We start from the raw sequence: 26,222 nt of genomic DNA on the forward strand, positions 1-26,222 counted from the left end.
TCGGACGAACTCCCACTCAGCATCGGATAGTTCATGGCGACGTATCACCCGACCATGGTCCACCACCCGAGATCATTTGAAGACACCCCCTAGGAGCGACGGCGCGGTTTGCCGCTCCTGCCGCTTCTGGCGCTCTTGCCGCCTTGCGGGCCTCCGGTGCCGCGGCGCCCGGCCCCGGCCGACCGGCCGCCCGCCTTGCCGGCCGACGCACCGGCGGCGGGCTTGCGCCGGGCGCCGCCCGATTCGGCGCGCTTGGCCTTCGGCGACTGTTCGGGGGCGGCGGCCGGGCGCCGGCCGCGGGAGCTGTTGACCGTACGGCCGCGGACGATCCCGATGAAGTCCTCGACCATGTCGGTCGTGGCGTCCTGCGGCCAGGACAGCGCGACCCGCGAGGCGGGGGTGTCCGACACCGGCCGGTAGGTGAGGTCCTTGCGATGGTGCAGGCGGGCGAGGGACTGCGGGACGACGAGGAGACCCACCCCTGCCGCCACCAGCTCGATGGCGTCCGCCGTGGTGGCGGGCCGCTCGAACGCGGGCAGTCCCGGCGGACGCTCCCAGTCGAGGGTGTCGTCGAGGGGGTGCAGCAGGATCTCGTCGGCGAGGTCCTCGGCGCTGACCTCGTCGACCGCCGCCACGAGGTGGTCCTTGGGAATCACGACCACCGTCGTCTCGGTGTAGAGCGGGATCGCGGCCAGGTCCTCCCGGTCGACCGGCAGCCGCACGAAACCCGCGTCGGCCTCGCCGCTCCGCAGCGCCCCGAAGGCGTCGGCGGCGGGCACCTGCACGAGGGTGAGGGGGATGTCGGGCAGCCGCTCGTTCCAGATCCGCACCCACTTCGTGGGGGTCACTCCCGGGACGTAGGCGAGCCGGAACGAAGGGGATGCTTCCGAGCCTGTCACGCCGCCAGGGTAACCGGTCGTGGTCAGCGGTAGCGCATACGCTCGATATCCTTGGCTGCATGACGTCGCACCAAACCACCCAGACGATGAAGCCCGCCACCGCGGCGAAGAAGCTGGGTGTGTACCTCGAGGCCACCCCCGCCGAGTTCCAGGAGGGCGTCGTCTCGCGCGCCGAGCTGAACGCCTTGCAGGCCGATCCGCCCGAGTGGCTGCGCGAGCTGCGGCGCAACGGTCCGCACCCCCGCCCGGTGGTCGCGGCGAAGCTGGGCGTCTCGATTTCGGGCCTCGCCCGTGGCGGCATCACCGAGGCGCTCACCACGGAGCAGATCGACGCGCTGAAGGAGGAGCGTCCCGAGTGGCTGGAGCGGGAGCGCGCCACCCAGGCCGACGTCCGCAAGGAAGCGCAGCGCGTCAAGGAGAAGCGCCTCCAGGAGGAGAAGAAGAAGCAGGCCTGAGGCTTTCCAGGGGGCCTGAGCCGCACTTTCGGGGGTCGCCCCACCTACCTGTCCGCACCCGGTCCGCACGACGCCCAGCAGGGCGTCCATGGCGGTCCGGGTGTGGTTTTTCCTGCCCGGCCAGGCCGCCACCGGATCCCCTTATTGCACACGACTTGCAGTTAATAAGGACGAGCAAGAGCATGGAGGGGTGGTGCAAGGCGGGCTCTCCCGGCGGGAGCGCCGTGCGCGGTCGATGACCCACGGGGAGTGCGGCCGGTGGGCGGGCATGGCCGGGTTCATCCTGGCGCTGCACGTCATCGGCTGGTTCACGCTGGTGGCGATCGTGGCTCCCGCGCACTACAGCGTGGGCGCCAAGACCTTCGGGGTCGGCATCGGCGTCACCGCCTACACCCTCGGTATGCGGCACGCCTTCGATGCCGACCACATCGCCGCCATCGACAACACCACCCGCAAGCTGATGGGCGAAGGCCGGCGCCCGCTGTCGGTCGGCTTCTGGTTCTCCCTGGGGCACTCCAGCATCGTCTTCGCGCTGGCCTTCCTGCTCTCCCTCGGCATCAAGGCCCTCGCCGGACCGGTGGAGAACGACAACTCCCCGCTGCACCAGATCACCGGGCTGGTCGGCAGCACCGTCTCCGGCGTCTTCCTCTACGTCATCGCCGCCCTCAACCTCGTCGTCCTGGCCGGCATCCGGCAGGTGCTCCGGCAGATGCGGGCCGGCCGGTTCGACGAGGCGGCGCTGGAGGCGCGGCTGAACAGCCGCGGTTTCATGAACCGCCTCCTGCGCCGGCCCATGAAGTCGATCACGAAGCCGTGGCACATGTACCCGCTCGGCCTGCTCTTCGGCCTCGGCTTCGACACCGCCACCGAGATCGCCCTGCTCGTCCTCGCCGGCTCCGGCGCCGCCTCCGGGCTGCCCTGGTACGCCGTCCTCTGCCTGCCCGTGCTGTTCACCGCGGGCATGTGCCTGCTGGACACCATCGACGGCTCGTTCATGAACGTCGCCTACGGCTGGGCGTTCTCCAAGCCGGTCCGCAAGGTCTACTACAACCTCACCGTCACCGGCCTCTCGGTCGCCGTCGCCCTGATCATCGGCACCGCCGAACTCCTCGGCCTCCTCACCGAGAAGCTCGCCCTGCACGGCGCCTTCTGGGACTGGATCGCCGGCCTGGACCTCAACGCCCTCGGCTTCGCCGTCGTCGGCCTCTTCCTCGCCACCTGGGTCCTCGCCCTCGCCGTGTGGAAGTGGGGCCGCATCGAGGAGAAATGGACGGCGGACCTGCGCCCCGCGGGCGGCCACCGGCGACGGCGCGTCAGGCGACCCACACCGTGACGATGCGGCCGGAGGCCTCGACGACGAAGAGCTCATGGCGCGGATCGTGCCTGCCGAAGCCGAGGGGAACGCGGACGCTGGTGGGCATCCGCAGGCCGCTCGCCAGGACGCAGGACCGGCCGGTGACCGGGTCCACCCGGAGGAGTTCCCCGGCACGGAACGACGCGACGACCAGATCGCCCCGGAACGACGTGAGGTCGTCGAGGAGTTTGGCGTCCCAGGGGTGGCGGCTCAGCTCGGTGACCGTGGTGTGGCGGGCCGGGTCCTTCAAGGGGATGCGGACGATCGGCGACGCGGTGCTGGTGAGTACGCTCGCGTAGAGCTGGTCGCCGACGATCTCCAGGCCGTTGGTGCCGAAGACGGAGGCGGCCCGCGTCCACCGCTCGTCCGCGGTGCCGTCCGGGCGGAACTTGAGGACGCCGGTGACCAGTTCACGGCTGACGTAGAGGTTGCCGGCGGCGTCAACGGCCAGGCCGTTGATGCCGGACAGCCCGTCCACGACCCACTCGGGCCTGGGGCGGGCGGCGGCCGGGTCGAAGCGCAGGATGCCACTGCCCAGGCCCGTGGTCAGCGGATTCACGCCGTAGTTGACGTACATGCGGCCGTCCGGGCCGCGCCGGATGCCGCCGGGTCCGTTGACCGGGAGGGTGACCTTGAGCGTGCCGTCGGGGGCGTAGCCCTCGACCCGGTGCCCGGTGACGTGGGAGACCCAGAGGGTGCCGCGCCCGTCGAAGGCCAGGTTCTCCCGCCAGTCCAGGAACGGTATGCCGCCCGGCCGGAAGACCTCGGCATGCGTCCGCGCGCCGCACGGCTGCGTGGACGTGGCCCCCGGCGCGTACCGCCCGGATGCCGCCGCCGGCGGTTGCGCACCGCCGAGCAGCAGCCCGGACAACAGCACCGTCACCGCAACCGCCGCGCTCCCCCGACGCCCCATCCTCGCTGCCTCCCGCTCGCCCGCTCGTCCGCGCGCCCGCGCGTCCCTGATCTCCTGCGGCCGTCAAGTCTGCTGTGCCACAAGGGAGTTGGGGAGAGGGTTTCCGGCAGGGGTGATGTCCGGTAACCGGTGGTGCGGCGGATCGGCCCTCGCCCGGCGGCTCGTGGTCAGCCCAGGTCGTAGCGGAAGGTGTAGGCGACGGAGGGGGCGCCCGGCTTGGCGGTGTAGCTGCCGGTCCCGCTCAGTCCGGTCAGTCCTCCGGTGGCCGCGCCCGGTACGACCTCGAAGGTGCAGTGCACCGTCCCGTCGGGCTCGAACGAGCCCCGCTCCTCGACGACGAAGGTGCCCTCGCGCCCGTCGAGCCGGCCTGCCAGGAGCTGCATGCCGGTGAAGGTGCCGGTCTTCTCCGTGACGTAGACGATGGTGTACTCGCAGTCGGTGCCGGCGGCCTCGATGCCGCCGGAGAAGGCGTTGGTGACGGAGGCGTGGGCGAGCTTCGGGCTGGTCCCGCTCCGGCCGACCGTGCGCTCCTCCCAGTTGGCGAAGGTGAAGTGGCCGGTGGTCTGCGTGGGCATGGTGGTCCTCTCGGTTCGGCCGCCGGCACGGGCTCGTGCCGGCGGTGCGTGACCAGCATCGGCCCCGTACCTGACACCTTCTGTCAGGTACGGCGGAGGGCCACGGGACAATGGCCCCATGCGCGCCGACCGGCTCCTCTCCCTGCTGTTGCTGCTCCAGAATCGCGGGCGGCTGACCGCTCCCGAACTCGCCGCGGAACTGGAGGTGTCGGTCCGCACGGTCTACCGGGACGTCGAGGCGCTGATCACGTCGGGCGTCCCGGTGTGCGTGGACCGCGGGCCCGCCGGCGGGTACCGCCTGATGGACGGGTACCGCACCCGGCTGACCGGGCTCACCGACGCCGAGGCGGGCGCGCTGTTCCTCGCCGGAATCCCGGGTCCGGCGCGCGATCTGGGCCTCGGGGCGGTGCTGGCGACCGCTCAGCTGAAGTTGCAGGCCGCGCTCCCGGCGGAGGCGGCGGACAGCACCCGGCGCATCCAGGACCGGTTCCACCTGGACGCACCGGCGTGGTTCCGGGACGCCGATCCGGTACCGCATCTGGCTCCGGTCGCCCGGGCGGTGTGGGAACAGCGCATCCTCCGGGCGCACTACCGGCGTTGGGGCGGTGAGGTGCACCGGGAGCTGCACCCGCTCGGCATCGTCCTCAAGGGCGGGCTCTGGTACCTGGTGGCGCGGGCGGACGGGGCCGTGCGGACGTACCGGGTGTCGCGGCTCCTGGCGGTGGACCTCACCGACGAGGTCTTCGAGCGGCCGGCCGGGTTCGATCTGGCCGCCTATTGGGAGGAGTCCTCCCGGCGGCTGGCGGCCGCGCTCCACCAGGGCACGGCCCGGCTGCGGATCTCCCCCCGGGCGCAGCGGCTGCTGCCCATGCAGTTCGGCGCGCTCGGCGCCCGGGCCCTGGAGAGCGCCGGGCCGCCGGACGGGGACGGCTGGGTCGAGGTGGAGATGGCGGTCGAGGGGGAGGCCGTCGCGGTGAGCGATCTCCTCCGGCTGGGCACGGAGGCGGAGGTGCTCGGCCCGGCCGCGCTGCGGCAGGCGATGGCCCGGGCCGTGGCCGTACTGGCGGAGCGCTACGCCACGGCGTCCTGAGCCGCCGGCAACCGGGCGTCCGGGCACGCGCCCGACACGCGTCCGGCGGGCGCATACCCAATCGTTATGCGGGATCAATGGGGAGGAGCGAGACACCGGATGGCATAAGTGACGTGAGGCGCCTTGACGGGCTCCTGAGGTCCCCAGGAAGCTGAGCCGCCCCCCACGGCAACGTTCCCCTTTCACCGTTGGAATGCCCATGCGCCCGCTTGTTTCCGCAGGCTCGCTCACGGCCGCCGTGGCCGCGGCCCTGCTGACCGCCCCTTCCGCTTACGCCGCGCCCCCCGGCGACAACGGCACCGTGAAGATCCACGACGCCAAGACCGGCGTCGAGCTCCGCAAGAACGAACCGCACGTCTGCACCTTCTACCTCGACTCCTTCGGCTTCGACGGTGCCCAGCAGGTCGACTGGCACATCGAGGCCTGGGCCCCGACCGCCCACACCAAGGGAGAGACGGTCACGTCCGGTTCCCTGACCCTGGACGGCGAGGGCCACGGCCGGACGCAGGACCTGTCCCTGCCCGACGGCCACTACAAGCTGTTCTGGAACTTCGCCGGCGAACACGTCCGGGCCAAGCACAAGGTCTTCTGGACCGACTGCAAGGACGCCGGCGGGCCGGGCGGCGGCAAGCCGTCGGCGTCCGCCACCGCGGGCGGGCCGGCGACCAAGCCGAGCGCCTCGCCGACCTCCTCCGCGCCCGCGGGCACCGCCCCGACGTCCTCGGCGGCCGCGTCCGCCGCGCCGTCGCCGTCGCCGTCCCGCTCCGCGCAGAGCGGCGACCTGGCCGAGACCGGTAACGGCGCGCCCGTCGGTCTGCTGTCGGCCGCCGCGGCCCTGTTCGTCGCGGGCGGCGGCTACCTGGTGTTCCGCCGCCGCAAGGCCCAGCAGCACTGATCCGGCCGCTGCCTCGGGCCCCTGGTCGTGCCCCCGCGCGGGCCGGCCAGGGGCCCGAGGGGCGTTGTCAGTGGCAGCGGTTAGCTTGGGGCCATGAACGTGATCGTGCATGAGATCCCCGGCGACGACCGCCGTTCCCCGCCCGCGCTCGCCGCAGTGGCCAAGGCCGAGTTCGACTTCGGCGATGACGGCGAGGGCGTCGACTTCGAGCCGTTCGACGCGTTCGAGTCGCCCGAGGAGACCACCGACTGGCTGCGTCACTGCACCGGCAACCACGAACTCGACGGCGACGCCTTCCGGTTCTTCGGCATGGACGGTACGGGTGGCCGGGCCGCCATATGGTGCGCCCGTCCGGGGCGTCCGCTCGCCGAGCAGCCCGTGGTGTTCCTGGGCTCGGAGGGCGAGTGCGGTGTGGTGGCCGGGGACCTGTCCGGGTTCCTGTGGGTGCTGGCCGACGGCTTGGGGCCGGTGGAGGCCGTGGTGTTCGACCGCGATGCGTACCCGGACCCGGCCCTGACCGCCCTCGCCGAGCGGTATGCGACCACCCCGCGCCGGACGGCCGAGCGGATCATCGAGGAGACCGCCGCGGAGTTCCCCACCTTCTGCGAGGACATCGACGCCCTCTGCCGCTGAGTGCCCCGGGATCCCCTCCGGGGGCGGGCGGCCGCGGGCACCGCGTCCCCGATCCGGCCCAGCGCCTCGCCAACCTTCCTGACCTGCAACCGAGTTGGGTCCCTCAGTCGTCTCACACGGCGCTGCTGCTGCCTCTAGAATCCGCAGCAACGGGAAGGGTGGCTCATGACGATCACGGGGGACGTCACCGTCGTCGTGCACGACGAGGACGCCGATGCGCAGGAACTCGACGAACTGACGCGAGGGCTCCTGGAGGAGTTGCTGGCGCTGGAACTGCCCGATGTGGTGCGCGGGCAGGAGCCCGGGGCGGTGGGCGGCAAGAGCGGGGTGCTGTCGTCCCTCACGACGCTGGTGGTCAGCGGCGGGTTCTCGGTCGCCGCGCTGCGGTCCCTGACGCTCGTGGTGCGGGACTGGATCAAGCGCAGCGGGGCCCGTAAGGCCGTGCTGGTCAGCGGGGAGCGGCGGCTGGAGATCGAAGGGGTGTCGAAGAAGACGCAGGAGGCGGTGGTCGAGGCCTGGATCCAGGCACTGGCCGCCGACGACGGGTCGGGCGCGGGTACCGCACCGCTGTCGGAACCGTCGACACCGGCGGCCCTTGAGGGGTCGGTGGAGGGCACCTGATGCTCCGTCACCATGCCGTCGTCCGGGCGGCGGTGAGCGCGGGAGGACCGGGTGGGTGAACGGCGTGCCCTGCTCATCGCCACCGAGCGCTATCTCGACGACTCGCTCCCCCAGCTGCGGTCGCCGGTGCATGACGCGCGGAAGCTGGCCGCGCTCCTCGAAGACCCCGACGTCGGGCAGTTCGACTCCGTGCAGGTGCTGGTCGACGAGTCGAAGGCCGTCATCGAGGAGGCCGTCGAACGGCTCTTCCAGGCCCGCGGGGTCGACCTCGCCCTGGTCTACCTGTCCTGCCACGGGCTGAAGGACGGCCGGGGGCGGCTGCACTTCGCGACCGTCAAGTCCAGTCGTGAGATGGTCCGGGCCAGTTCGGTCTCGGCGGAGTTCATCAAGGAGTCGATGGAGTACAGCCGGGCCAAGCAGAAGATCGCCCTGCTGGACTGCTGCTTCTCCGGTGCGTTCGGTGCGTCCAAGGGCGGTGCGGACGCCGAGGACATCCCCCGGCAGTTCGTCGACCGCGGCAGCTATGTGATCACCGCCGCCAACTCCGTCCAGGAGGCCCTGGAGGACGAGACCCCGGGGGCCGGCGCGGCCGAGTGGAGTTCGGTCTTCACCCGCGCGGTGATCGACGGCCTCACCACGGGCCGGGCCGATCTCGACGAGGACGGCTGGGTCACGGCGCAGGAGCTGTACCAGTACGTGGCCGAGGTGGTCGCCCGTACCCATGAGCAGAAGCCGACGTTCTTCGGCAGCGACATCCAGGGCGGCAGCCGGCTGCGGCTGTCGAAGGCGGCCGCGCACGCGCACCGGCCGTTCCCGAGCCTCACGGAGACCGAGGGCCCCGCTCCCCTGACGACGCTGGACCAGCTGCTGCCGCCGCTGACGGTGACCGAGGAGCGCGGGCTGTCGGCGGTGGACTGGCGCGACAGCGGCCGCCTGATCACCCCGGTCGGCCGGTCGCACCGCACGGAGGGCCGCCGGGTCCGCACCCACTGCGTGGATCTGTCCGGAGGCGCCGGGCACGTGGCGGTGGCCGGCGGTCCGCGCAGCGGCAAGACGCTGCTGCTGCAGACCCTGGTGACCTCGCTGGCCCTGACGCACACCCCGCACGAGGTCGAGTTCCACTGCCTGGACTTCGGTGGCGGCGGACTGCGCCGGCTGACGCATCTGCCGCACGTCCGCGGCATCGCCCACCGGCAGAACCCCGACGAGGTGCACCGCATGGTGGCGCACGCCGTCTGGCTCAACACCCTGCGGGAGAACCAGTTCGGGCAGCTGCCGTCGATCGACTCCATCGAGGCGTACCGCGGTGCGCGGGCCCGCGGTGAGCTCGCCGACCAGCCGGTGGGCGATCTGTTCCTCCTGGTCGACGGCTGGCCGGAGTTCGCCGACAACTTCCAGGACCTCGCGGTGGCGCTGCGCGGCATCGGGGCGACGAGCCTGCGGCACGGCGTGCACCTCGCGGTGACCACGCCGCACTGGTCGGCCCTGCCCAAGTCGCTGCTCGACGTGATGCTGACCCGCTTCGAGCTGGCGCTCAGCTCCCCCGACGAGTCCCTCGTCCATCCGGAACCGGCCGCGCGGCTGACCCCGGCGACCCCCGGTGTGGCCCTGTGCACCGACCGGACCGAGAAGCGGTACGTGCACATCGCCCTGCCCCGGACCGACGGCCTCACCACGGTGGACGATCTGGCGACGGCGGCCGCCGCGCTGGGCCGGCAGGCCCGCGGCGGCTGGTCACGCTCGGCGGCCGACGACATCGCGCCGCCCGTTTCCCGGGTCGCGGACCAGCTCGACTTCACGCAGCTGATGGGGATCGGGGACCCCGGGACGTTCGACGCCGTCCAGGCATGGCGCCCGCGTAGCGCGCAGGAGCGGCTGCGGGTGCCGATCGGCATCGGGCCGGACGGCGGTCCCGTCATGCTCGACCTCAAGGAGGCCTCGCAGGAGGGCATGGGCCCGCACGGGCTGTGCGTCGGCTCGACCGGTTCCGGCAAGTCCGAGCTGCTGCGCACCCTGGTGCTGGCGCTGGCCGTCACGCACTCCTCGGAGAACCTCAACTTCATCCTGGCGGACTTCAAGGGCGGTGCGACCTTCGCCGGTGTGTCGATGCTGCCGCACGTGGCGGCGGTGATCACCAATCTCGCCGACGACACGGCCCTGATCGACCGGATGCGGGATGCGATCACCGGCGAACTCCAGCGCCGCCAGGAGCTGCTGCGCTCCGCGGGCAACTACGCCAACATCACCGACTACGAGAACGCCCGGGCCGCCGGCGCGGATCTGATGCCGCTGCCCTCCCTGGTCCTGGTGGTCGACGAGTTCAGCGAACTGCTCACCGCGAAGCCGGACTTCATCGAGATGTTCACCCAGATCGGCCGGATCGGCCGCTCCCTGGGCGTCCACATGCTGCTCGCCTCGCAGCGGCTGGAGGAGGGCAGGCTGCGGGGCCTGGACACGTATCTGTCGTACCGGATCGGGCTGCGGACGTTCTCCGCCGCGGAGTCACGGGCGGCGATCGGCGTACCGGACGCCTACCACCTGCCGAGCGCCCCGGGATCCGGCATCCTGCGTTACGACGGCGACGTCATGGCCCGTTTCAAGGCCGCGTACGTCTCCGGTGTCCACCGGCCTTCCGGCGGGACGTCCGACCCTCCGGACGCGCTCGCCGACACCGTCCTGGACGTGCTGGTGCAGCAGATGGAGGGCCGGGGCCCGGCGGCGCACCAGGTGTGGCTGCCGCCGCTGGACGAGTCGCCGACGGTCGACCAGCTGCTGCCGCCGCTCGCGGTGACCCCCGCCCGGGGCCTGCACGCGGAGGTGTTCGCCCCCGGCGCGCTCATGGTGCCCGCAGGGGTGGTGGACAAACCGTACGAGCAGCGGCGCGACGTGCGGTACCTGGACTTCTCCGGCGCGGCCGGCCACGGGCTGTTCGTCGGCGGCCCCCGGTCGGGCAAGTCGACCGCGCTGCGCTCGGTGATCGCCGCGTTCGCCCTCACCCACACACCGCGTGAAGTGCAGTTCTACTGCGTCGACTTCGGCGGCGGCGGACTGCTGGACGTCGAGGACCTGCCGCATGTCGGTACGGTCGCCTCCCGGCTGGACGCCGACAAGGTGCGCCGGACGATCTCCGAGGTCGCGGGCCTCCTCGACCGCCGCGAGGAGTTCTTCCGCTCGCACTCCCTCGACACCATGGCCACCTACCGGAAGCGCCGGGCCGCCGGGCACTTCCCCGACGAGGCGTGCGGCGACGTCTTCCTGGTGCTCGACGGCTGGTCGTCGTTCCGGTCCGACCACGAGGAGCTGGAGCCCGCCGTCCTCGACATCGCCGGCCGCGGCCTCGGTCTGGGCGTCCACCTCCTCCTCGGCGCCAACCGGTACAGCGAGATCCGGCCCGCGCTGCGCGATCTGCTGCTCAACCGGGTGGAACTGCGCCTGGGCGATCCCATGGAGTCGGAGGTCGACCGCCGGCAGGCCGAGAACGTGCCGATCGGGCGGCCCGGCCGCGGTCTGTCGCCCGACCGGGACCACTTCCTCGCCGCGCTGCCGCGGCTGGACGGCCACCCCGACCCCGACACGCTCGGCGAGGCCCTGTCGGACCTGGTGCGCGCGGTACGCACGCACTGGAACGGGCCGGCCGCGCCACCGGTCCGCATGCTGCCGGCCCTGCTCTCGGTCGATGCCCTGCCGCAGCCGGGCGACGGCCCCGCCACCGGCGTCCCGTTCGCCCTCGACGAGGCCACGCTGGCCCCCGTGCGCCTCGACTTCGAGACCGATCCGCTGCTGGTCGTCTACGGCGAGAGCGAGTCCGGCAAGTCGTCGCTGCTGCGGCTGCTGGCCCGGCAGATCGCCGAGCGCCATCCGACGGAGCGGGCCCTGCTGGTCGTCGCCGACTACCGCCGGTCCCTCCTGGGCGACGTCCCCGACGGTCATGTCTCCCACTACTGCGGTATGGCGCCCCAGTTGAAGGAGGTGATCGCCGGGCTCGCCGGTTCGCTGAGCCGGCGGATGCCCGGCCCGGACGTCACTCCTGAGCAGTTGCGCCGGCGCAGCTGGTACGACCTGCCGGACGCCTACGTGCTCGTCGACGACTACGACCTGGTGGCGACCAGCAGCGGCAATCCGCTGCAGCCCTTGCTGGAGTACCTGCCGTTCGCGCGCGATCTGGGGCTGCGGCTGATCCTGGCGCGCAGTTCCTCGGGCGCCGGCCGGGCGTCGTTCGAGCCCGTGATGCAGCGCACGCTCGAACTGGGCGCACAGGGGCTGCTGTTGTCCGGGGACCCCGGCGAGGGGCACCTGGTCGGCCACCACCGTGCGCGCCAGCTCCCCCCGGGCCGGGCCGTGTTCGTCAACCGCAGGCGGGAGGCACGGCTGGTCCAGACGGCCTGGTCCCCGCCCTCGTGACACGGTGCCCGGGCCGCGAGGTCGCGGCCCGGGCACCTGGGGGGTCGGTCAGTTGTTGAGGCTGGTGTGGTTCCACCAGCCCTGGCGGCCCACGGTGAAGTCGATGTTCGTGCCGTTGCCGTTGAGCTTGCCCTCGTACTGCTGGCCCTTCTTGAGCGGGCTCTCGATGAGTTTGCCGTGCGCGTCCTTGATCGACTCGATGACGAAGGTCGGGACCTTCTTCAGTGTCGCCGGGTCGACGGCCGACGCGGGGTTGATGGTGACCGCCTCGTCCCAGTTCGGGCGGGCCGCGAGCTGGTGCGCGAGGTGGATCTCGTCCCCCTCCCCGAACATCAGGTACGTGAGGTACTCGGGGTAGGGGAGGTTGCCGAGCTTGCGGAAGTGGCGGACGTCCTCCTTCTTGCACTCCACCTCGGTCTCGGACGTCGTCATCTGCTGGAAGTCGCGGTTCCCGTCCTTGTCGACGACGACCCGCTCCAGGTGGACCTTGAAGACCTTGCCCTGCTGGAGCTCCGGGAGCTCGAAGTGGTGCGGACAGCGCAGCGAGTAGAAGACCCGCTCGCTCTCGTGCTGCGCCAGGTCCTTGAGGTACATGTCCCGCAGCTCACCGTTGTCCTTGATGCTGAAGGTGAAGACCGCCTGGTAGTCGTGGCCGGACTGCGGGTTGTACAGGGCCAGGTGGTAGAAGAACAGCTTCTTCTTGCCGAGGATCAGGAAGCGGTGGATGTGCTCGTGTCCGGCGTGGCCGGCTTCGGGGGTGGTGCTCATGGTGTGGTCGTTGCCTTTCGTGTGGGGGGTGTTCGGGAGGGTGCGGGCGTCCGGAGGGGGACGGTGCTGCCGTCGGGCCCAGAAGGGGCGGTCGGGCCAGCGGGTTTCCCGGGCGTGCACGACGCGGTGGTCGTGCCGGTAGGCCGTACGGGCCGTGGCGACCTGCGCCGCGTAGCCGGCCAGTGCCGTCCGGTCGCCGTGGAGCCGGGCGTCGACCGCCCGGCCCGCGCTCAGCCCGGTGTAGAGGGCGGTCAGGATGCCCTGGGAGCTGAGCGGGTCGAAGGCTGCGGCCGCGTCGCCGGCGGCCGTCCAGCCGTCGCCGTGCACCCGGTCCAGATGGGCGGTGTGCGCGGCGGCCCGCCGGGGTGGCGGGAGGTGGGTGAGGCCGTGCGGGCGGGCCCGGCCGACGACGTGCCGGGTGGCCAGCAACCGGTCCCGGAACCGCTCGGCGCCGCGCCCGCCGGCGACGGGCAGATCGGGGTCGGTGAAGTAGGCCACCAGCCGGCGCCGGGAGGGCAGCAGGGCCGTGTACCACCAGCCGTCCTGGTCGGACTCGACCAGGGAACGGCCGTCGGCGGTGTGCTGCGCGGCCGGGTCCAGAGTCAGGTGGAGCGCGGTCAGCCGGTCCCCGGTCCGCCGCCGGGCGCCGGCGCGGACGGCGATCGCCGCACCCCGCCCGGTGGCGTCCACCACCCAGCGGCAGCGGACCGTGCGTTCCTCGTCCCCGCGGGAGCGGTCGCGCAGGGCGAGCCGCCAGGTGCCGTCGGGTTGCCGGGCGGGGCGCCGTACGGCGGTGCGCTCGGCGAGGTCGGCGCCGGCCGCGCGGGCGGCGGCGCGCAACCGCCGGTCGAACAGCCCACGGTCGAGGTGCCAGCCGTGCCCGTACGGGTCGTGGAGGAACTCCACGGCGTGCAGTTCGGCCGAGCCCCAGGCGGACAGGTTGCCGTGGCAGGGCAGATGGCCGGCGCCCAGGACGGACCGGTCGACGCCGAGGTCGGCGAGGAGCAGCCGCGCCACGGGGACCAGCGCCTCACCGGCCTTGGGCGGCCCGGTGCCGGCGTCGGCCAGCAGGACCGTGCGCCCGGCCCGTACGAGGGCGAGCGCGGCGGCGCAGCCTGCCGGACCGCCGCCCGCCACCACGACGTCGTAGGCGGGCGCCGGGCTCACGGGGAGCCGTGCAGGGGGTCGAGCTTCTCCAGGTATCCGGCGGCGATCGCCGCCTCGTCGTGGCCGGTGGCCTCCTTGACCTCCTGGACCGCTTGCTGCACGAGCATGGCGGAGACGTCCGCGGCGGCGACCTCGCCGGTCCAGGCGTCGGCCGCGCCGGCCAGCTGGGGCGCGCCCGCCTCGGGCACCTGGATGTTGATGAGGTTGGCGTGGTCGGGGGCCTGCGGATACCCGGGCTCGGACTCCACCTGGACGTAGCGGGGGAACTTGCCGTCCCCGACGGTGTATTCGTGGGTCTCGACGATGCCGAACTTGTACCAGTCGTCGATCATCTGCCGCCGCTGCTTGTCGAAGTCGGTGCCCTTCAGGCCGCGCAGCCATACCGCCCGGTTCTCGAAGGCCTTCTCCCGGGCGCTGTCGTCACCGCCGGTCGGCTTGGTGTTGACCGTGGTGAAGTCGGACTTCTTGAGCACGTGGTTGGGCATCTGGGCGGGCCAGAAGGTGGGCAGGTAGGGGCTGTAGCGGGGGCCGAGCCCGGACCGTACCTGGTAGCCGGAGCGGCAGCTGGCGGTGTCGCACTGCCAGGGGGCGGCCATCCAGCGGGTCAGGTCGCCCGGACCCTGGGCGTACAGCGGCCCGTTCTTGCTGCGGACGTCCTGGTCGGTGAGCACGTCCCCGTAGTCGCGTTCGGGGTTCTCCGGTGTGCGGTGGAGGATGCGGAAGGGCTCGGAGTACATGGTCTTGTGGCGCACCGGCCAGGTGACCTCGCAGCCCGGGTGGAACGCGTCGGCGGCGCAGTTCTCCAGCGCGCCCCGGTCCAGCAGGGCCGGCTGTTCGGCGGCGGGTGCCTGGTCGACGTCCGGGTAGCCGGTGCGGGGCGGGCCGGAGGTGAAGTGTCCCTCGGCCCACAGGGCCAGCATCCGGTCCTGCTCGGCGGAGAGCGTGATGTGCTGGCGGACGGAGGTGGGCTTGCCGCTGGACATGGCGTCGCCGTAGAGCCACGGCCAGGGCAGCGGCGAGGTGCCGTCCCGCTCGTAGTCGCGCATGTGGACGTAGACCTGGCGGCGGAGTTCCTCGCTGGACCTGCCGGGGTCGGCGAGCCGCTTGCGCATGACCGGGTCGAGGAAGTCGTAGGGGCCCTGCCAGCCGAACTGGGTGGCGAAGCCGTGGTTGACCCACTGCAGTTCGCAGAAACGGCGCAGGATCGGTTCGATGTGGTCGGGGTACGAGACCTCGGGCACGACGGGCAGCGTCTGTTCGGTGACGAACACGTCGTGCAGCAGGTCGTAGAGGGTGCGGACGGTCTTCACGCCGGGGGCGTAGTGCGGCGGCGCGACCACGACCCAGCTCGGGGTGGCGGTCTTGGTGGCGCCGTTGATGGTGACCTCCGCGGTGACCGGTCCGTCGGAGACGTCGTCGTACCAGGTGTCGTTGTTGGCGACGCCGGAGATGGGTTTCTCCGGGGTGGCGTAGGACGCCGATTTGCCGACGCCACCGACGACCAGGAGGCGACCGTCCTGCTGGGTGGAGATGGACCCCAGGGAAACCGGTTTGTCCATGATCTTGCCGTCGAAAGTGGCGGTCTCGTGCGCGGAGGCACGAATCTCCTTGCGGCCGGGGTCGATGACGAGTTTCTTCCGGTCCGCGCCCTTGACGTCGAAATTGCGCCGGCGCCGCTGGGTGTCCGGCAGGGCGGTGGCTTCGGGGATGTCGAGCGGAATGTGGAACTGGTACCAGGCGGCCTTCTTGTTCGCGAGGTGTACCGACCATTTGATTTCCGTCACGCCGTCCTGGCCCTGTTTCAGCTCCTTGACGACCTCCCCCTTCTCGTTGTAGCCGTAGATCCGGAACCGGGCGGCCTGCCGAATGACCTTGCCCGAGCTGTCCTTGTACGAGCCGGCCGGAAGAGCCGGCTGATCCGGTGATTCCGGGCCGATGAAGGGCTGCTGGTCGCTGTTGCCCACCCGGGCTATGCCGATGGCCGGGTGAATCTTTATTTGCACGATCTGGTTGTCCATGGAAGAGCCTTCGTTCGGGTGGGGCCATACCTGCCCACCGATGACTCAACCGTAGGAACACCTCAAAGAAGACCGCGCTCCCGAGGCGTCACAATGAGTGCACGAATTCACCCTTCCGGCCGCCACCCGGCCTGTTTCACCCGCCGTCAATTCACCGACGGTGACGGCGGGCGACAGGCCTGCGGTTTTCCGGCCGACAGGCTCAGACGGGCGCCGGGAGGTCGCGGATCAGGTCCGCCGCCTTTTCGGCGATCATGATCGTGGGGGCGTTGGTGTTGCCCCGTACGACGGTGGGCATCACGGACGCGTCCACCACCCGCAGCCCGCGCACCCCGTGCACCCGAAGGCGCGGGTCGACGACGGGACCGATGGCGCAGCTCCCCGCCGGGTGGTACAGGGTGTGCAGTTCGCGCCGGACGAAGTCCAGCAGGCCCGCGTCCGTCAGGGAGGCGGGGTGGCGGAAGTCGGCCCTGCGGTGCTTGCGCAGACTGGGCCGGTCGGCGATGTCCAGCAGCAGCCTGACCGCCCGGACCACGGTGTCCCGGTCCTCCTCGGTGGCCAGGTAGTTGTGCAGGATGCGCGGCTGTGCGCTGGGGAGCGCGGAGCGCAACGAGACCTTGCCCCGGCTGGTGGGGGTGAGCAGGGCCGCGCCCACCATGAACGCGTGGTCGGTGACCGCGCCGAGGCCCTCCTCGTGGAACATCACCGGGGCGGCGTGCACCTGGATGTCGGGGGCTTCGAGGCCGTCGAGGGTGCGGTGGAAGCCGCCGGCCTCGCCGACGTTGGAGGTGAGCGGGCCGGTCCCGTCGTTCTCCAACTGCCGTACCGCGTCCGGGTTTTCGGCGGCCAGCAGGGACGGGGTGTCGGTCAGGAAGATGAGGCCGACGTGCGGGTGGTCCTGGAGGTTCTCCCCCACCGGGAGGTCGACGCGGGCGGTGATGCCGTGGGCCGCCAGTTCCCCGGCCGGTCCGATCCCGGACAGCATCAGCAGCTGCGGGGAGTTGTAGGCGCCCGCGCAGAGCACCACTTCGCGTTCCGCCCGCCGCCGCAGCAGTTCGCCGCCGCGGTCCAGCTCGACGCCGGTCGCACGGTCGCCGTCGAACAGCACGCGGGTGCACTGGGCTCCGGTGAGCACGTCGAGGTTGGGCCGGGCCAGGGCGGGCCGCAGGTAGCCGACGGCGGTGCTGCAGCGCAGGCCGTCGCGTTGGGTGAGGTGGTAGTGGCCGACACCGTCCTGTTCAGGGCCGTTGAAGTCGGCGGTGAGCGGATGGCCGGCCTCCTGCGCCGCCGCCACGTAGGCGGCCATCAGGGGGTGGCGGGAGCGGCCCTCGCTGACCGTGAGCGGCCCTCCGGTGCCGTGCCAGGGGGAGGGCGGCCCCTGGAAGTCCTCGGCGCGCAGGAAGTACGGGAGGACGTCGTCCCAGCCCCACTGTTCGGCGCCGGCGGCGGCCCAGGCGTCGTAGTCGCGCCGGTTGCCCCGGATGTAGATCATGGCGTTCATCGACGAGGAACCGCCGAGCATGCGGCCCCTGGGGAGGACCCGGCGGCGGCCGTCCAGCCCGGGTTCACAGTCGCTGAGGTAGCGCCAGTCGTACTTCGTCTGGAACAGCTTGGCCAGCGCGGCCGGTACGTGGATCTCCCGGGCGTCGTCCGGCGGCCCGGCCTCGACGAGCAGGACCCGGACGTCCTCGTCCTCGCTGAGCCGGGCTGCCAGTACGCATCCCGCCGACCCGGCACCCACGATGATGTAGTCGTACACGTGCACCGTCCCGTCCCCTCCCCAACGCGGTGGTGGATCCCCCACCCAAGCCGGATCGGCCGGTCCCCCACACCGGGAAACCGGCCATTTTCGGACCGACGGGACGAAGGGCGCGAAGGGACAGAGGGGATTGAAGGGCCCGACCGGACCAGCGGGATCGGCGGGACTGACGGGGTGTCCCTCTCCGGCGGGGTGTTCGGCTGTCGGGGTGCCCGCTAGGCGTCGCTCATCCGCGGCATCTCGCCGGCCGTCGTGGCCGTGTCGATGACGGCGAAGGCCGCGCCCTGGGGGTCGGTGAGGGCGGCGAAGCGGCCGAAGGGGCTGTCCATGGGGCCGAAGTGCAGCCGGCCGCCGAGCTTCTTCGCCGCGGCGACGGCATCGTCGCAGTTCGCGACGGTGAAATACACCTGGATGTAGGAGGGGATCTCGGCCGGGAATTCGTCACCCATTTTCATCCGGCCGAGCACCGGATTTCCGGAGTCGCCGAGGCTGAAGACCTTGAAGTCCATGCCCTGGGCCTCGGGGTCGTCACCCGGCTCGATCTTCTTCGCGGAATACGGGAACACCGCCTGGAGGAAGGCGTCGGCCTTTTCCGGGGCGCGGGTGAACACCTCGGCCCAGCAGTACGCGCCGGGTTCGGCCACCTTCTCGAACCCGTGGTGTTCACCGGCCTGCCAGACCCCGAGGACGGCACCGCTGGGCTCCCTGGCGAGTGTCATCGAGCCGAACGAGCCGACCTGCATCGGCTCCATGAGGAGCGTGCCGCCGGCGCCCTTGATCTTTTCCGCGGTCTTCGCCACGTCGTGGGACGCGAAATACAGACACCACGCGGAGGGCACGTCGTCGCCGCCGGGCATCGGCGGGACGACGGCGGCGACGGCCTTGCCGCCGGAATACGCCTGGGTGTAATTGCCGAATTCGCTCGCCGCCTCGCCGAAGGTCCAGCCGAGCACCTCGCCGTAGAAACTCTTGGCGCCTTCGACGTCCTTGAACATGGCGTCCGCCCAGCAGGGGGCGCCTTCCGGGAAATCGCTCATGGTGTGCCTCACTCCTTCCGACTTTCACGCTAGGCGCGCGGCGTGCGGTCCGCGCGCCGAACGGAGTGCGGCGCCCGTCGGGTGGCTACTCGAACCGCGCGGTGTCGCCCGCGCCACGGCGTACGATCTCGGGTTCGCCGCCGGAGAAGTCGATGACCGTGGTCGGTTCGGTGCCGCAGTCCCCGGAGTCGAGCACGGCGTCCACCACGTGGTCGAGTCGTTCCTTGATCTCCCAGCCCTGTGTCATCGGCTCGTCCTCGTCGGGCAGCAGCAGGGTGCTGGAGAGCAGCGGTTCGCCGAGTTCGGCGAGGAGGGCCTGGGCGACGAGGTGGTCGGGGATGCGGACGCCGACGGTCTTCTTCTTCGGGTGCTGCAGCTGCCGCGGGACCTCCCGCGTCGCGGGGAGGATGAAGGTGTAACTCCCGGGCGTGGCGGCCTTGATGGCGCGGAAGACGTCGTTGTCGACGTGCACGAACTGCCCCAGCTGCGCGAAGTTCTGGCACAGCAGGGTGAAGTGGTGGCGCTCGTCGAGGTTCCGGATCGACCGGATCCGGCTCATGCCGTCCCGACTGCCCAGCTGGCATCCCAGCGCGTAGCAGGAGTCCGTCGGATACGCGACGAGCGCGCCGGAGCGGATGCTGTCGGCAACGGTGGTGAGGGTGCGCCGCTGGGGATTTTCGGGGTGGACATCGAAGTACTTCGCCATCCGGCGAGTCTAGGTGATCGGGGCCGGGCCGCCCCGGTGGCCTGCGGGTGGTGGCGGGGCGGCCGGGCGGCGCCGGGGCGGCCGGATCACGGCCGGCCGTCCCGGCACCGCGGGTGGCGTCAGACCGACGGGACCGGTTCCGCCTCGGCGATGAGCACGTCCAGCAGCGACAGCAGGGCGCCGCGGACGTCCTCGTGGGAGCGGGCGTCGAGCATCAGCAGGGGCGTGTCCGGGTCCTTGAGGTGCAGGGCCGCCCTGATCTGCTCGGCGCTGTACGGCTGCTCGCCGTCGAAGCAGTTGGCGCCGACGACGAACGGCAGTCCGCGGTTCTCGAAGAAGTCGACGGCCGGGAAGCTGCGGTCCAGCCGCCGGGTGTCGACCAGGACGATCGCCCCGAGCGCGCCCGCCAGCAGGTCGTCCCACATGAACCAGAAGCGCTCCTGGCCCGGTGTGCCGAAGAGGTAGAGGACCACCCCGGCGTCGCTGAGGGTGATCCGGCCGAAGTCCATCGCGACGGTGGTCGCCGACTTGTCCTCGATGCCCTGGAGGTCGTCGACGCCGACGCCCGCGGCGGTCAGCCGCTCCTCGGTGCGCAGCGGCTCGATCTCGGAGATCGCCTCGACCAGCGTCGTCTTGCCGACCCCGAATCCACCGGCGATGAGGATCTTGACGGGCGACTCTTCCAGGGCGGCTGTGTCATATCCGGGCAAGGTTGTCCCTGATTTTCCTGAGCAGATGGACATTGGACGTTTCGGCCGCTTCCAGCGGCGGCCGGTGATGGATCAGACCGCGGTCCGCCAGCTCACTGAGGAGGACCGCCATGGGCGTGAGGCGCATGTGCATGCGCGCGGCGATCTCGGCGACGGCCCGCCCGTGGGGCGGCCGGCACATGGCGAGGATGGCCTGCCATTCGGTGGACAGGCTGCCGTCGGCATCCGCCGCGACCGTCGCCATGATCAGGGTGTCCATGGTCAGGACGGTGCGCGGTGCGGTGGTCCGCCCGTCGGTGAGGGCGTACAGCCGCGTGCGCCGCCGCCGGGCCGGCTGCGGGCCGGCCGTCATGACGGCTCGGGGGCCGCGGTGCGCTCCGGGGTACCGAGCCACTCCCCGAGCGCCTGCGAGGCCCGTACGACCTCACCGCCCAGCTCGCCGAGGCGGGCCTTGCGCGAGGTGACGACGATCAGCGTGCTGCCCTCGCCGCAGCCGACGAGGCAGAGGTAGCGGTCGTCCATCTCCACCAGTTGCCGGATCACCCGGCCGCCGCCGACCTCCCGGGAGATGGCCTTCATGGTGGCCGCGATGCCGGAGGAGGCCGCGGCTATCCGTTCGGCCTGGTCCCGTTCCAGCAGGTAGGCGCTGAGCCGGATCCCGTCGTTGGACAGCAGCACGGCACCTTCGATGCCGGCGATCCGGCTCAGGTTGTTGTCCAGAATGCTGTAGATCATGTCGTTCGTCGTCATGGCTGTTCCTGTCGGAGCTCGATTTCCACTGTTTCGGTGCCCTGCTCGTAATCCGCCCAGGCGTCGGCCACCTCTTCGGGGGTCGCGGTGTCCTGGCCGGCCGGCTCCACGGTGCGGGGCTCGCGGAGCTGTCGGGCCATGTGCGTCTGGGGCACACGTTCCGGCAGCGGTGGCGGGGCGGAGCCGTCCCGGGTCAGCGGCCGGACCGTCGCCCGGGCTTCGGCGGGCCGACGGCGCGGCAGCCCGGCCCCGGCGGGCTCCGGTCCGGCGGGTTCGGCCGGTGCCACGGGACTTGCGTGGAGGACGAGTTCGGGCTTGCGCTCCTGCTGTCGTGGCGGCGCGGGGATGCGCGGGGACGGCCGTTCCGGGGCGGGGACACGCGGTGCCGTGGCGGCGGGGTCCGCCGCCTCGGTGCGGACCAGGTGGTCCTGGGGGATGATCACGATGGCCGCCGTTCCGCCGAATGCGGAGCGGCGCAGGGTGACCCGGGCCTGCAGCTGGTCGGCCAGGTGGCCGACCACGAAGAGGCCGAGCCGGTGGGCGTTCTCGGCGAGGACGGCGTACGGCGGGGCGGCGTGCAGCCGGGCGTTCATCTCCTCGTAGCGCTCGGCGGCGACGCGCGGGCCGCGGTCCTCGATCTCCACGGACAGTCCGTCCGTGACGAGTTCGGCCCGGATGGCGACCTTCGACGCCGGCGGGGAGAACCGCGTCGCGTTGTCCAGCAGCTCGGCGAGGAGGTGGCTGATCGCGCTGATGGACCGGGCCTCCACGCTGATCTCGTCGAGCGCGACCCGGTCGATCCGGCGGAAGTCCTCGACCTCCGCGGCGGCCTCCCGGAGCACGTCGGCGATGCGCATGGGCTCGGTGTGCGGGTCGGTGATCTCACCGCCGGCGAGGATCAGCAGGTTCTCGATCTGCCGCCGCATACCCACCGTCAGCTGGTCGGACTTCATCAGCTGGGCGAGCAGCGCCTCGTCGTGCCCGAAGGTGTCCTGGAGGTCCTCGGTCAGGCTCAGCTGACGGCTGACCAGGTTTCCGGTGCGGGCGGCGATGCCCGCGGCGAACATGCCGAAACCGTGCCGCTCGTCGGCGAGCTGCCGGTAGCCCTCGACGGACACCGTCACGGCCCGGGCGAACGCGTCGCTGATGCGGCCGACTTCGTCCCGTTCCCGGCCGGGTTCGGGCAGTGCGGCGGCATCGACGGGCCGGCCGCGCTGCAGCCGGTCGACGATGTCCGGGAGGGTCTGCTCGGCGACGGTGACGGTGCGTTCGTGCAGCATGGCCATGCGGCGCAGCACGGTGCGGGTGGTGAAGACGACGACGGCCACGACGAGCAGCAGGCCGGCGGCGCTGCCCGTGACCATCCACCAGACCTCGGCCTCCAGCGCGTCGGCCGTGGCGTCGGCGCGCTCGATCACCGCTTGCACCCGCTCGGAGTTGAGGGCGGTCAGCCGCGGGACGAGCTTGCCGTAGGCGGCCGGCCAGTCGCCCACCGCGCGGGGCAGGGCGACGCCGTTCGGGATGTCGTGGTGGTCGGCGAGGGCCGCGTCCTCGATGCGGGACATGGACTTCCACGCGTCCGAGGCGGCGATCCGGGCATAGGCCTTCCGGCCGTCCTCCGGCAGATAGGGCACGATCGACGTGCCGTAGAGGAAGCGGTGGGCGCCGATGGAGTTGGTGAGTTCGCCGAACCTGGCACCGTTCAGCCGTCGGGCCGGGCCGGCGGACGCGAAGAGGGTGTCCTCGCGGGCCAGCACCTCGGAGGCCGCGAACAGGGCGACCACCGGCCGGCTTTCCTGCGTGAGCCCGGCGTCGTCCATGTTGCTGAACTCTTGGTAGACGCGGATCATCCGGCCGATCGCGTCGCTGTAGTAGCCGGTGGTCCGATCCGCGCTGCCGGAACGGGCATCCGTGCGCTCGCGGTAGGCGTCCAGCTCCCCGAGCTGTTTCTGCACCTCACGGACGTAGCGGTCGACCTGGTCGTCGTCCCGGGCGTCCCGGACACCGGCCGCCCGCTGGAACGCGGCGACGGCGCGGTCGGTGGCGGCGCGCTGACGTGTCAGGGCGGTGCGCGCAACCGGCGAGCCGGCCCAGCGCGCCGCCGTCATGCTGCGCTCGGCCTGCATCTGGGCCATGAGGCCGTACAGCGGCCGGCCGATCCGCTCACCGTCGGCCACGTCGGCGCGGAGGTTCGCGGACTGCTGCAGCAGCCGGTCGGCGGAGACGAAGACTTGGGCGCCCATCGCGACGGTGGGCACCACCGCCAGCCAGATGAGGAGGGTGCGCAGCCGGACCACACCCCGCCGGCGGTTTCTTGCTTGCTTTCGCTGGCCTTCGGGCGGTGGGCCCTCAGGGTCTGTGGGAGTCATCGGTCCTCGGGGGCGGAGACAGGGAACAGAAGACCATCAAACGGTCCGGCCGCTCCGCGTGGGGGAAACGGAAGGCGCCGGTCCGTGATCGTGAGGCGGTGGGGGTTGCCGATCATAACCAGCCACGACGCGAAAATGAGAGGTTGCCGCAATGATCATTACGTGCTAGTAGCCACCGCAAAAGGACACGAACAGGACGCGGAGAAAGGGGACTTCACCGCGCGCGCAGACCCGCCGCCCGGACCGGCCGCTTCCCCGGTCGGCGCATCCGCGGGGACGGGGGCACGATGGAAGCCGGGGCAGTGGAAGGAGTGCCCGGGTGAGCGCAGCCGAAGACCCCGGGACCCCGCCGGCCGGCGACGGGCCCGAGGCCGGTCTGCCGGAGGGACGGTGGTCCCCGCCGAGCGGGCTGATGGACCTCCTCGGCGTGGCCGCCGTGCTCGTGGACGCGGACGGCCGGATCGCGCTGTGGAGCCCGCAGGCCGAGGACCTCTACGGCTACACCGCCGAGGAGGCACTCGGCAAATACGCTGCGCCACTCCTCGTGCACGAAGAGCACTGGGACCTGGTGCTGAAGAAGTTCGCCGAGGTCATGGAGACCGGCGGGAGCTGGGGCGGCACCTTCCCGGTCCGGCACAAGGACGGCACCGCACGCATGGTGGAGCTGCGCAACATGCGGCTGCTGGACGACCGCGGCGACTTCTACGCCCTCGGCCTCGCCACCGACTCACCGACCCTGCGCGAGCTGGAGCGGGACGTCGCGCTGTCCACCCGGCTGATCTCCCAGTCCCCCATCGGGCTGGCGATCCTCGACACCGAACTGCGGTACGTGGCCGTGAACCCGGCCCTGGAGCGGATGCACGGCGTGCCCGCCGAGGAGCACCTGGGCCGGCACTACCGGGAGATCATGACCGCCCCGAAGTTCGAGGTGCCGGAGACCGCGATGCGGCAGGTCCTGGCGACCGGCACCCCCATGGTCGACCAGACCACCATCGTCGGCCACACCCCCGCCGACCCCGGCCGGCTGCACGCCTGGTCGATCTCGCTGTACCGGCTGGACGACCCCCAGGGCCGGGTGCTGGGAGTGGCCGACCTCGTGGTCGACGTCACCGACCGCTACCAGGCCGCCATGGAGGCGACCGAGGCCCGCCGGCGGCTGGCCCTGATCGCCGACGGCACCGCCCGTATCGGCACCACCCTGGAGGTCCGGCAGACCGCCCGCGAACTGGCCGAGGTCACCGTCCCCGAACTGGCCGACGTCGCCACCGTCGACGTACTGGACTCCGTCCTGGACGAGCACCGCCACGACGCCGCCGACGGGCCCGCGCTCTTCCGCGCCCTCGCGGTCAAGGCCGCCTACCCCACCGAGGCCGTCCAGGCCGCCGATCCCCCCGGCCAGACCGTCGCCTACGCCCCCGACCGCCTGGCCACCCAGTGCGTCCGCACCGGCCGCCCGATCCTGGTGCCCCGGACCGACGACCGGGACCTCGCGCGCATCGCCCGCGACGCCCCCTCCGCCGCCCGGCTGGCCCGCGCCGGGGTGCACTCCTACCTGCTGGCCCCGCTCACCGCCCGGGGCCAGATCCTCGGCTTCCTGGGCATGTCCCGGGCCCGCACCCCGCAGCCGTTCGACGAGGACGACCTCGCGCTCGCCGGTGAACTGGCCGCCCGAGCCGCGGTGTGCATCGACAACGCCCGCTCGCACCAGAGCGTGCGCAACGCCGCCGAGACCCTCCAGCGCAGCCTGCTCCCGGACCACCCGCCGCAGCTCCCCGGCCTGCAGATCGCCTCCCGGTACCGGCCCGCACAGGCCACGTACGAGATCGGCGGCGACTGGTACGACGTGCTTCCGCTGGACGACGACCGGACCGCGCTCGTCGTGGGCGACGTCATGGGCAGCGGCATCGACGCCGCCGCGACCATGGGCCGGCTGCGCACCGCCACGAGCGCCTTCGCCGACCTCGATCTGGATCCGGCGCAGGTGCTGACCCACCTCGACAAGATCACCTCGGCGCTGGAGCACTACATCGCGACCTGCGTCTACGCGATCTACGACCCGCACGGCGCCGCCTGCCACCTGGCCACCGCCGGCCATCTGCCGCCGGTCCTCGTCCGCCGCGGCCGGCACCCCGCCTTCCTCGACCTGCCCACCGGCACCCCGCTCGGCGTCGGCGGCGTCCCCTTCGAAACCACCACGGTGCACCTCGCCCCCGGTGACCAGCTCGTCCTGTACACCGACGGCCTGGTCGAGACCCGCCACCACTCCCTCGACGAACGCCTGGAGACCCTCCTGCACCTGCTGGACGCCCCCGACCGCTCCCTGGAAGAAACCTGCGACCGCCTCCTCCGCGAACTACGACGCCCGGAGGACCCGGACGACGTGGCGCTCCTCATTGCGAGTTGTGTCTGACGCCCACGTACTCGGCTGCAGCGCCGTGATCGTTGCTCGCCGTTGCGCTTTGCGGCGCCGCCCACGTACCCGTCTGTCCCGCCGCGGGGCTTGGTCGCCGTTGCGCTTTGCGGCGCCCCGCACGTAGTTGTCTGCGGCGCCGCGGGTCGTCTCGCCGTTGCGCCTGCGGCGGGCTGGGTTGGTTGTGGGTGCGGTGACGGGCCTCCGGGGCCGGTTGTGTGGACTGCTGTCGCTTTACGTCCACACAACCGGCCCCTCCGGCCCGTCCCCTCCCGTTGGGGGAGGGGAAGAAGGTGGGTGGGGGTGGGCGTTACGGGTACAAGGGGGCCTGCGGACCCGTAGGGGTCGGTCGAACAGATCCCGTAAGGGTCGCGAGCGCCCCCTGCGGGCCACAACTTGGCAGGCGAGGGGCGGTATTCCCTCTGACTGGCGACGTCAGGTGTACGTGCCACAACGCGCGCCCCCACTCACCCGCACACTCCCTCAACGGGAGGGGACGGGCCGGAGGGGCCTTGTTCGTGGACGTAAAGCGACAGCAGTCCACGAACAAGGCCCCGGAGGTCCGTCACCGCACCCACCAACAACCCAGCCCGCCGCAGGCGCAACGGCGAGCGAGCCCCGCGGCGCCGCAGACAGCTACGTGCGGGGCGCCGCAAAGCGCAACGGCGAGCGAGCCCCGCGGCGCCGCAGAC

Annotated in this window: 20 protein-coding genes; 8 read left to right on the forward strand and 12 right to left on the reverse strand. The window is 71.9% G+C overall.

From position 1 onward, the window contains the following. Positions 1 to 89 precede the first annotated feature (89 nt). The gene (locus ACGF4C_RS29425; protein ID WP_393570119.1) at positions 90 to 899 is read right to left on the reverse strand and encodes a LysR family substrate-binding domain-containing protein; all 810 of its coding nucleotides are present in this window, start codon (positions 897 to 899) and stop codon (positions 90 to 92) included. 59 nt (positions 900 to 958) lie between these two features. Here ACGF4C_RS29425 and ACGF4C_RS29430 point away from each other — a divergent pair, with 59 nt between their 5' ends. Then, positions 959 to 1,354, forward strand: a complete 396-nt coding sequence (locus tag ACGF4C_RS29430; protein WP_030412722.1) for a DUF5997 family protein — start codon at positions 959 to 961, stop codon at positions 1,352 to 1,354. 235 nt (positions 1,355 to 1,589) lie between these two features. Continuing rightward, positions 1,590 to 2,687: a HoxN/HupN/NixA family nickel/cobalt transporter gene (locus ACGF4C_RS29435; protein WP_393570248.1), complete on the forward strand. Its 1,098-nt coding sequence runs from the start codon at positions 1,590 to 1,592 to the stop codon at positions 2,685 to 2,687. Here the strand turns inward: ACGF4C_RS29435 and ACGF4C_RS29440 are convergent. Then, positions 2,668 to 3,591, reverse strand: coding sequence for an SMP-30/gluconolactonase/LRE family protein (locus tag ACGF4C_RS29440; protein WP_393570122.1), 924 nt, complete (start codon positions 3,589 to 3,591; stop codon positions 2,668 to 2,670). The genes ACGF4C_RS29435 and ACGF4C_RS29440 overlap by 20 nt on opposite strands. Positions 3,592 to 3,788: 197 nt before the next feature. Beyond that, positions 3,789 to 4,196, reverse strand: a complete 408-nt coding sequence (locus ACGF4C_RS29445; protein WP_393570124.1) for a DUF3224 domain-containing protein — start codon at positions 4,194 to 4,196, stop codon at positions 3,789 to 3,791. Positions 4,197 to 4,314: 118 nt separating this feature from the next. Here ACGF4C_RS29445 and ACGF4C_RS29450 point away from each other — a divergent pair, with 118 nt between their 5' ends. From ACGF4C_RS29450 to eccCb, 5 genes are all read left to right on the forward strand, one after another. Continuing rightward, positions 4,315 to 5,286, forward strand: a complete 972-nt coding sequence (locus ACGF4C_RS29450) for a helix-turn-helix transcriptional regulator (protein ID WP_393570126.1) — start codon at positions 4,315 to 4,317, stop codon at positions 5,284 to 5,286. A 199-nt stretch (positions 5,287 to 5,485) separates the two neighbouring features. Next, positions 5,486 to 6,181, forward strand: coding sequence for an LPXTG cell wall anchor domain-containing protein (locus ACGF4C_RS29455; protein ID WP_393570128.1), 696 nt, complete (start codon positions 5,486 to 5,488; stop codon positions 6,179 to 6,181). A 93-nt stretch (positions 6,182 to 6,274) separates the two neighbouring features. Then, positions 6,275 to 6,814, forward strand: coding sequence for an SMI1/KNR4 family protein (locus tag ACGF4C_RS29460; protein ID WP_393570130.1), 540 nt, complete (start codon positions 6,275 to 6,277; stop codon positions 6,812 to 6,814). 165 nt (positions 6,815 to 6,979) lie between these two features. Next, positions 6,980 to 7,435 (forward strand): hypothetical protein, encoded by a 456-nt coding sequence (locus tag ACGF4C_RS29465; RefSeq protein ID WP_393570132.1) that lies wholly within the window; start codon positions 6,980 to 6,982, stop codon positions 7,433 to 7,435. Positions 7,436 to 7,486: 51 nt separating this feature from the next. Then, complete coding sequence (eccCb, locus tag ACGF4C_RS29470; protein ID WP_393570134.1) at positions 7,487 to 11,836, forward strand: type VII secretion protein EccCb; 4,350 nt, start codon at positions 7,487 to 7,489, stop codon at positions 11,834 to 11,836. 48 nt (positions 11,837 to 11,884) lie between these two features. On the opposite strand, the gene ACGF4C_RS29475 is transcribed toward eccCb, so the two are convergent. From ACGF4C_RS29475 to ACGF4C_RS29515, 9 genes are all read right to left on the reverse strand, one after another. After that, the gene (locus tag ACGF4C_RS29475) at positions 11,885 to 13,771 is read right to left on the reverse strand and encodes a tryptophan 7-halogenase (protein WP_393570136.1); all 1,887 of its coding nucleotides are present in this window, start codon (positions 13,769 to 13,771) and stop codon (positions 11,885 to 11,887) included. Continuing rightward, positions 13,768 to 15,789, reverse strand: a complete 2,022-nt coding sequence (locus tag ACGF4C_RS29480) for a LodA/GoxA family CTQ-dependent oxidase (protein ID WP_393570138.1) — start codon at positions 15,787 to 15,789, stop codon at positions 13,768 to 13,770. The genes ACGF4C_RS29475 and ACGF4C_RS29480 overlap by 4 nt, the downstream gene beginning before the upstream one ends. 202 nt (positions 15,790 to 15,991) lie before the next feature. After that, the gene (locus ACGF4C_RS29485) at positions 15,992 to 17,554 is read right to left on the reverse strand and encodes a GMC family oxidoreductase (protein ID WP_393570141.1); all 1,563 of its coding nucleotides are present in this window, start codon (positions 17,552 to 17,554) and stop codon (positions 15,992 to 15,994) included. Between the two features lie 209 nt (positions 17,555 to 17,763). Beyond that, complete coding sequence (locus ACGF4C_RS29490) at positions 17,764 to 18,585, reverse strand: VOC family protein (protein ID WP_393570143.1); 822 nt, start codon at positions 18,583 to 18,585, stop codon at positions 17,764 to 17,766. Between the two features lie 85 nt (positions 18,586 to 18,670). Next, entirely contained in the window at positions 18,671 to 19,291 is a 621-nt protein-coding gene (locus ACGF4C_RS29495; protein WP_030412736.1) for an L-threonylcarbamoyladenylate synthase, read from the reverse strand. Between the two features lie 119 nt (positions 19,292 to 19,410). Beyond that, positions 19,411 to 20,001, reverse strand: coding sequence for an ATP/GTP-binding protein (locus ACGF4C_RS29500; RefSeq protein ID WP_393570146.1), 591 nt, complete (start codon positions 19,999 to 20,001; stop codon positions 19,411 to 19,413). Continuing rightward, complete coding sequence (locus tag ACGF4C_RS29505; RefSeq protein WP_393570148.1) at positions 19,988 to 20,353, reverse strand: DUF742 domain-containing protein; 366 nt, start codon at positions 20,351 to 20,353, stop codon at positions 19,988 to 19,990. The genes ACGF4C_RS29500 and ACGF4C_RS29505 overlap by 14 nt, the downstream gene beginning before the upstream one ends. Continuing rightward, entirely contained in the window at positions 20,350 to 20,751 is a 402-nt protein-coding gene (locus ACGF4C_RS29510; RefSeq protein ID WP_030412739.1) for a roadblock/LC7 domain-containing protein, read from the reverse strand. Before ACGF4C_RS29510 ends, ACGF4C_RS29505 begins: the two co-directional genes overlap by 4 nt. Continuing rightward, positions 20,748 to 23,048: a nitrate- and nitrite sensing domain-containing protein gene (locus tag ACGF4C_RS29515; RefSeq protein ID WP_393570150.1), complete on the reverse strand. Its 2,301-nt coding sequence runs from the start codon at positions 23,046 to 23,048 to the stop codon at positions 20,748 to 20,750. Before ACGF4C_RS29515 ends, ACGF4C_RS29510 begins: the two co-directional genes overlap by 4 nt. Before the next feature lie 391 nt (positions 23,049 to 23,439). Here ACGF4C_RS29515 and ACGF4C_RS29520 point away from each other — a divergent pair, with 391 nt between their 5' ends. Beyond that, the gene (locus ACGF4C_RS29520; protein WP_393570152.1) at positions 23,440 to 25,530 is read left to right on the forward strand and encodes a SpoIIE family protein phosphatase; all 2,091 of its coding nucleotides are present in this window, start codon (positions 23,440 to 23,442) and stop codon (positions 25,528 to 25,530) included. Positions 25,531 to 26,222: the final 692 nt, after the last annotated feature.

The organism is Streptomyces sp. NPDC048197 (assembly GCF_043202395.1).
Taxonomy (GTDB): Bacteria; Actinomycetota; Actinomycetes; order Streptomycetales; family Streptomycetaceae; genus Streptomyces; species Streptomyces siderophoricus.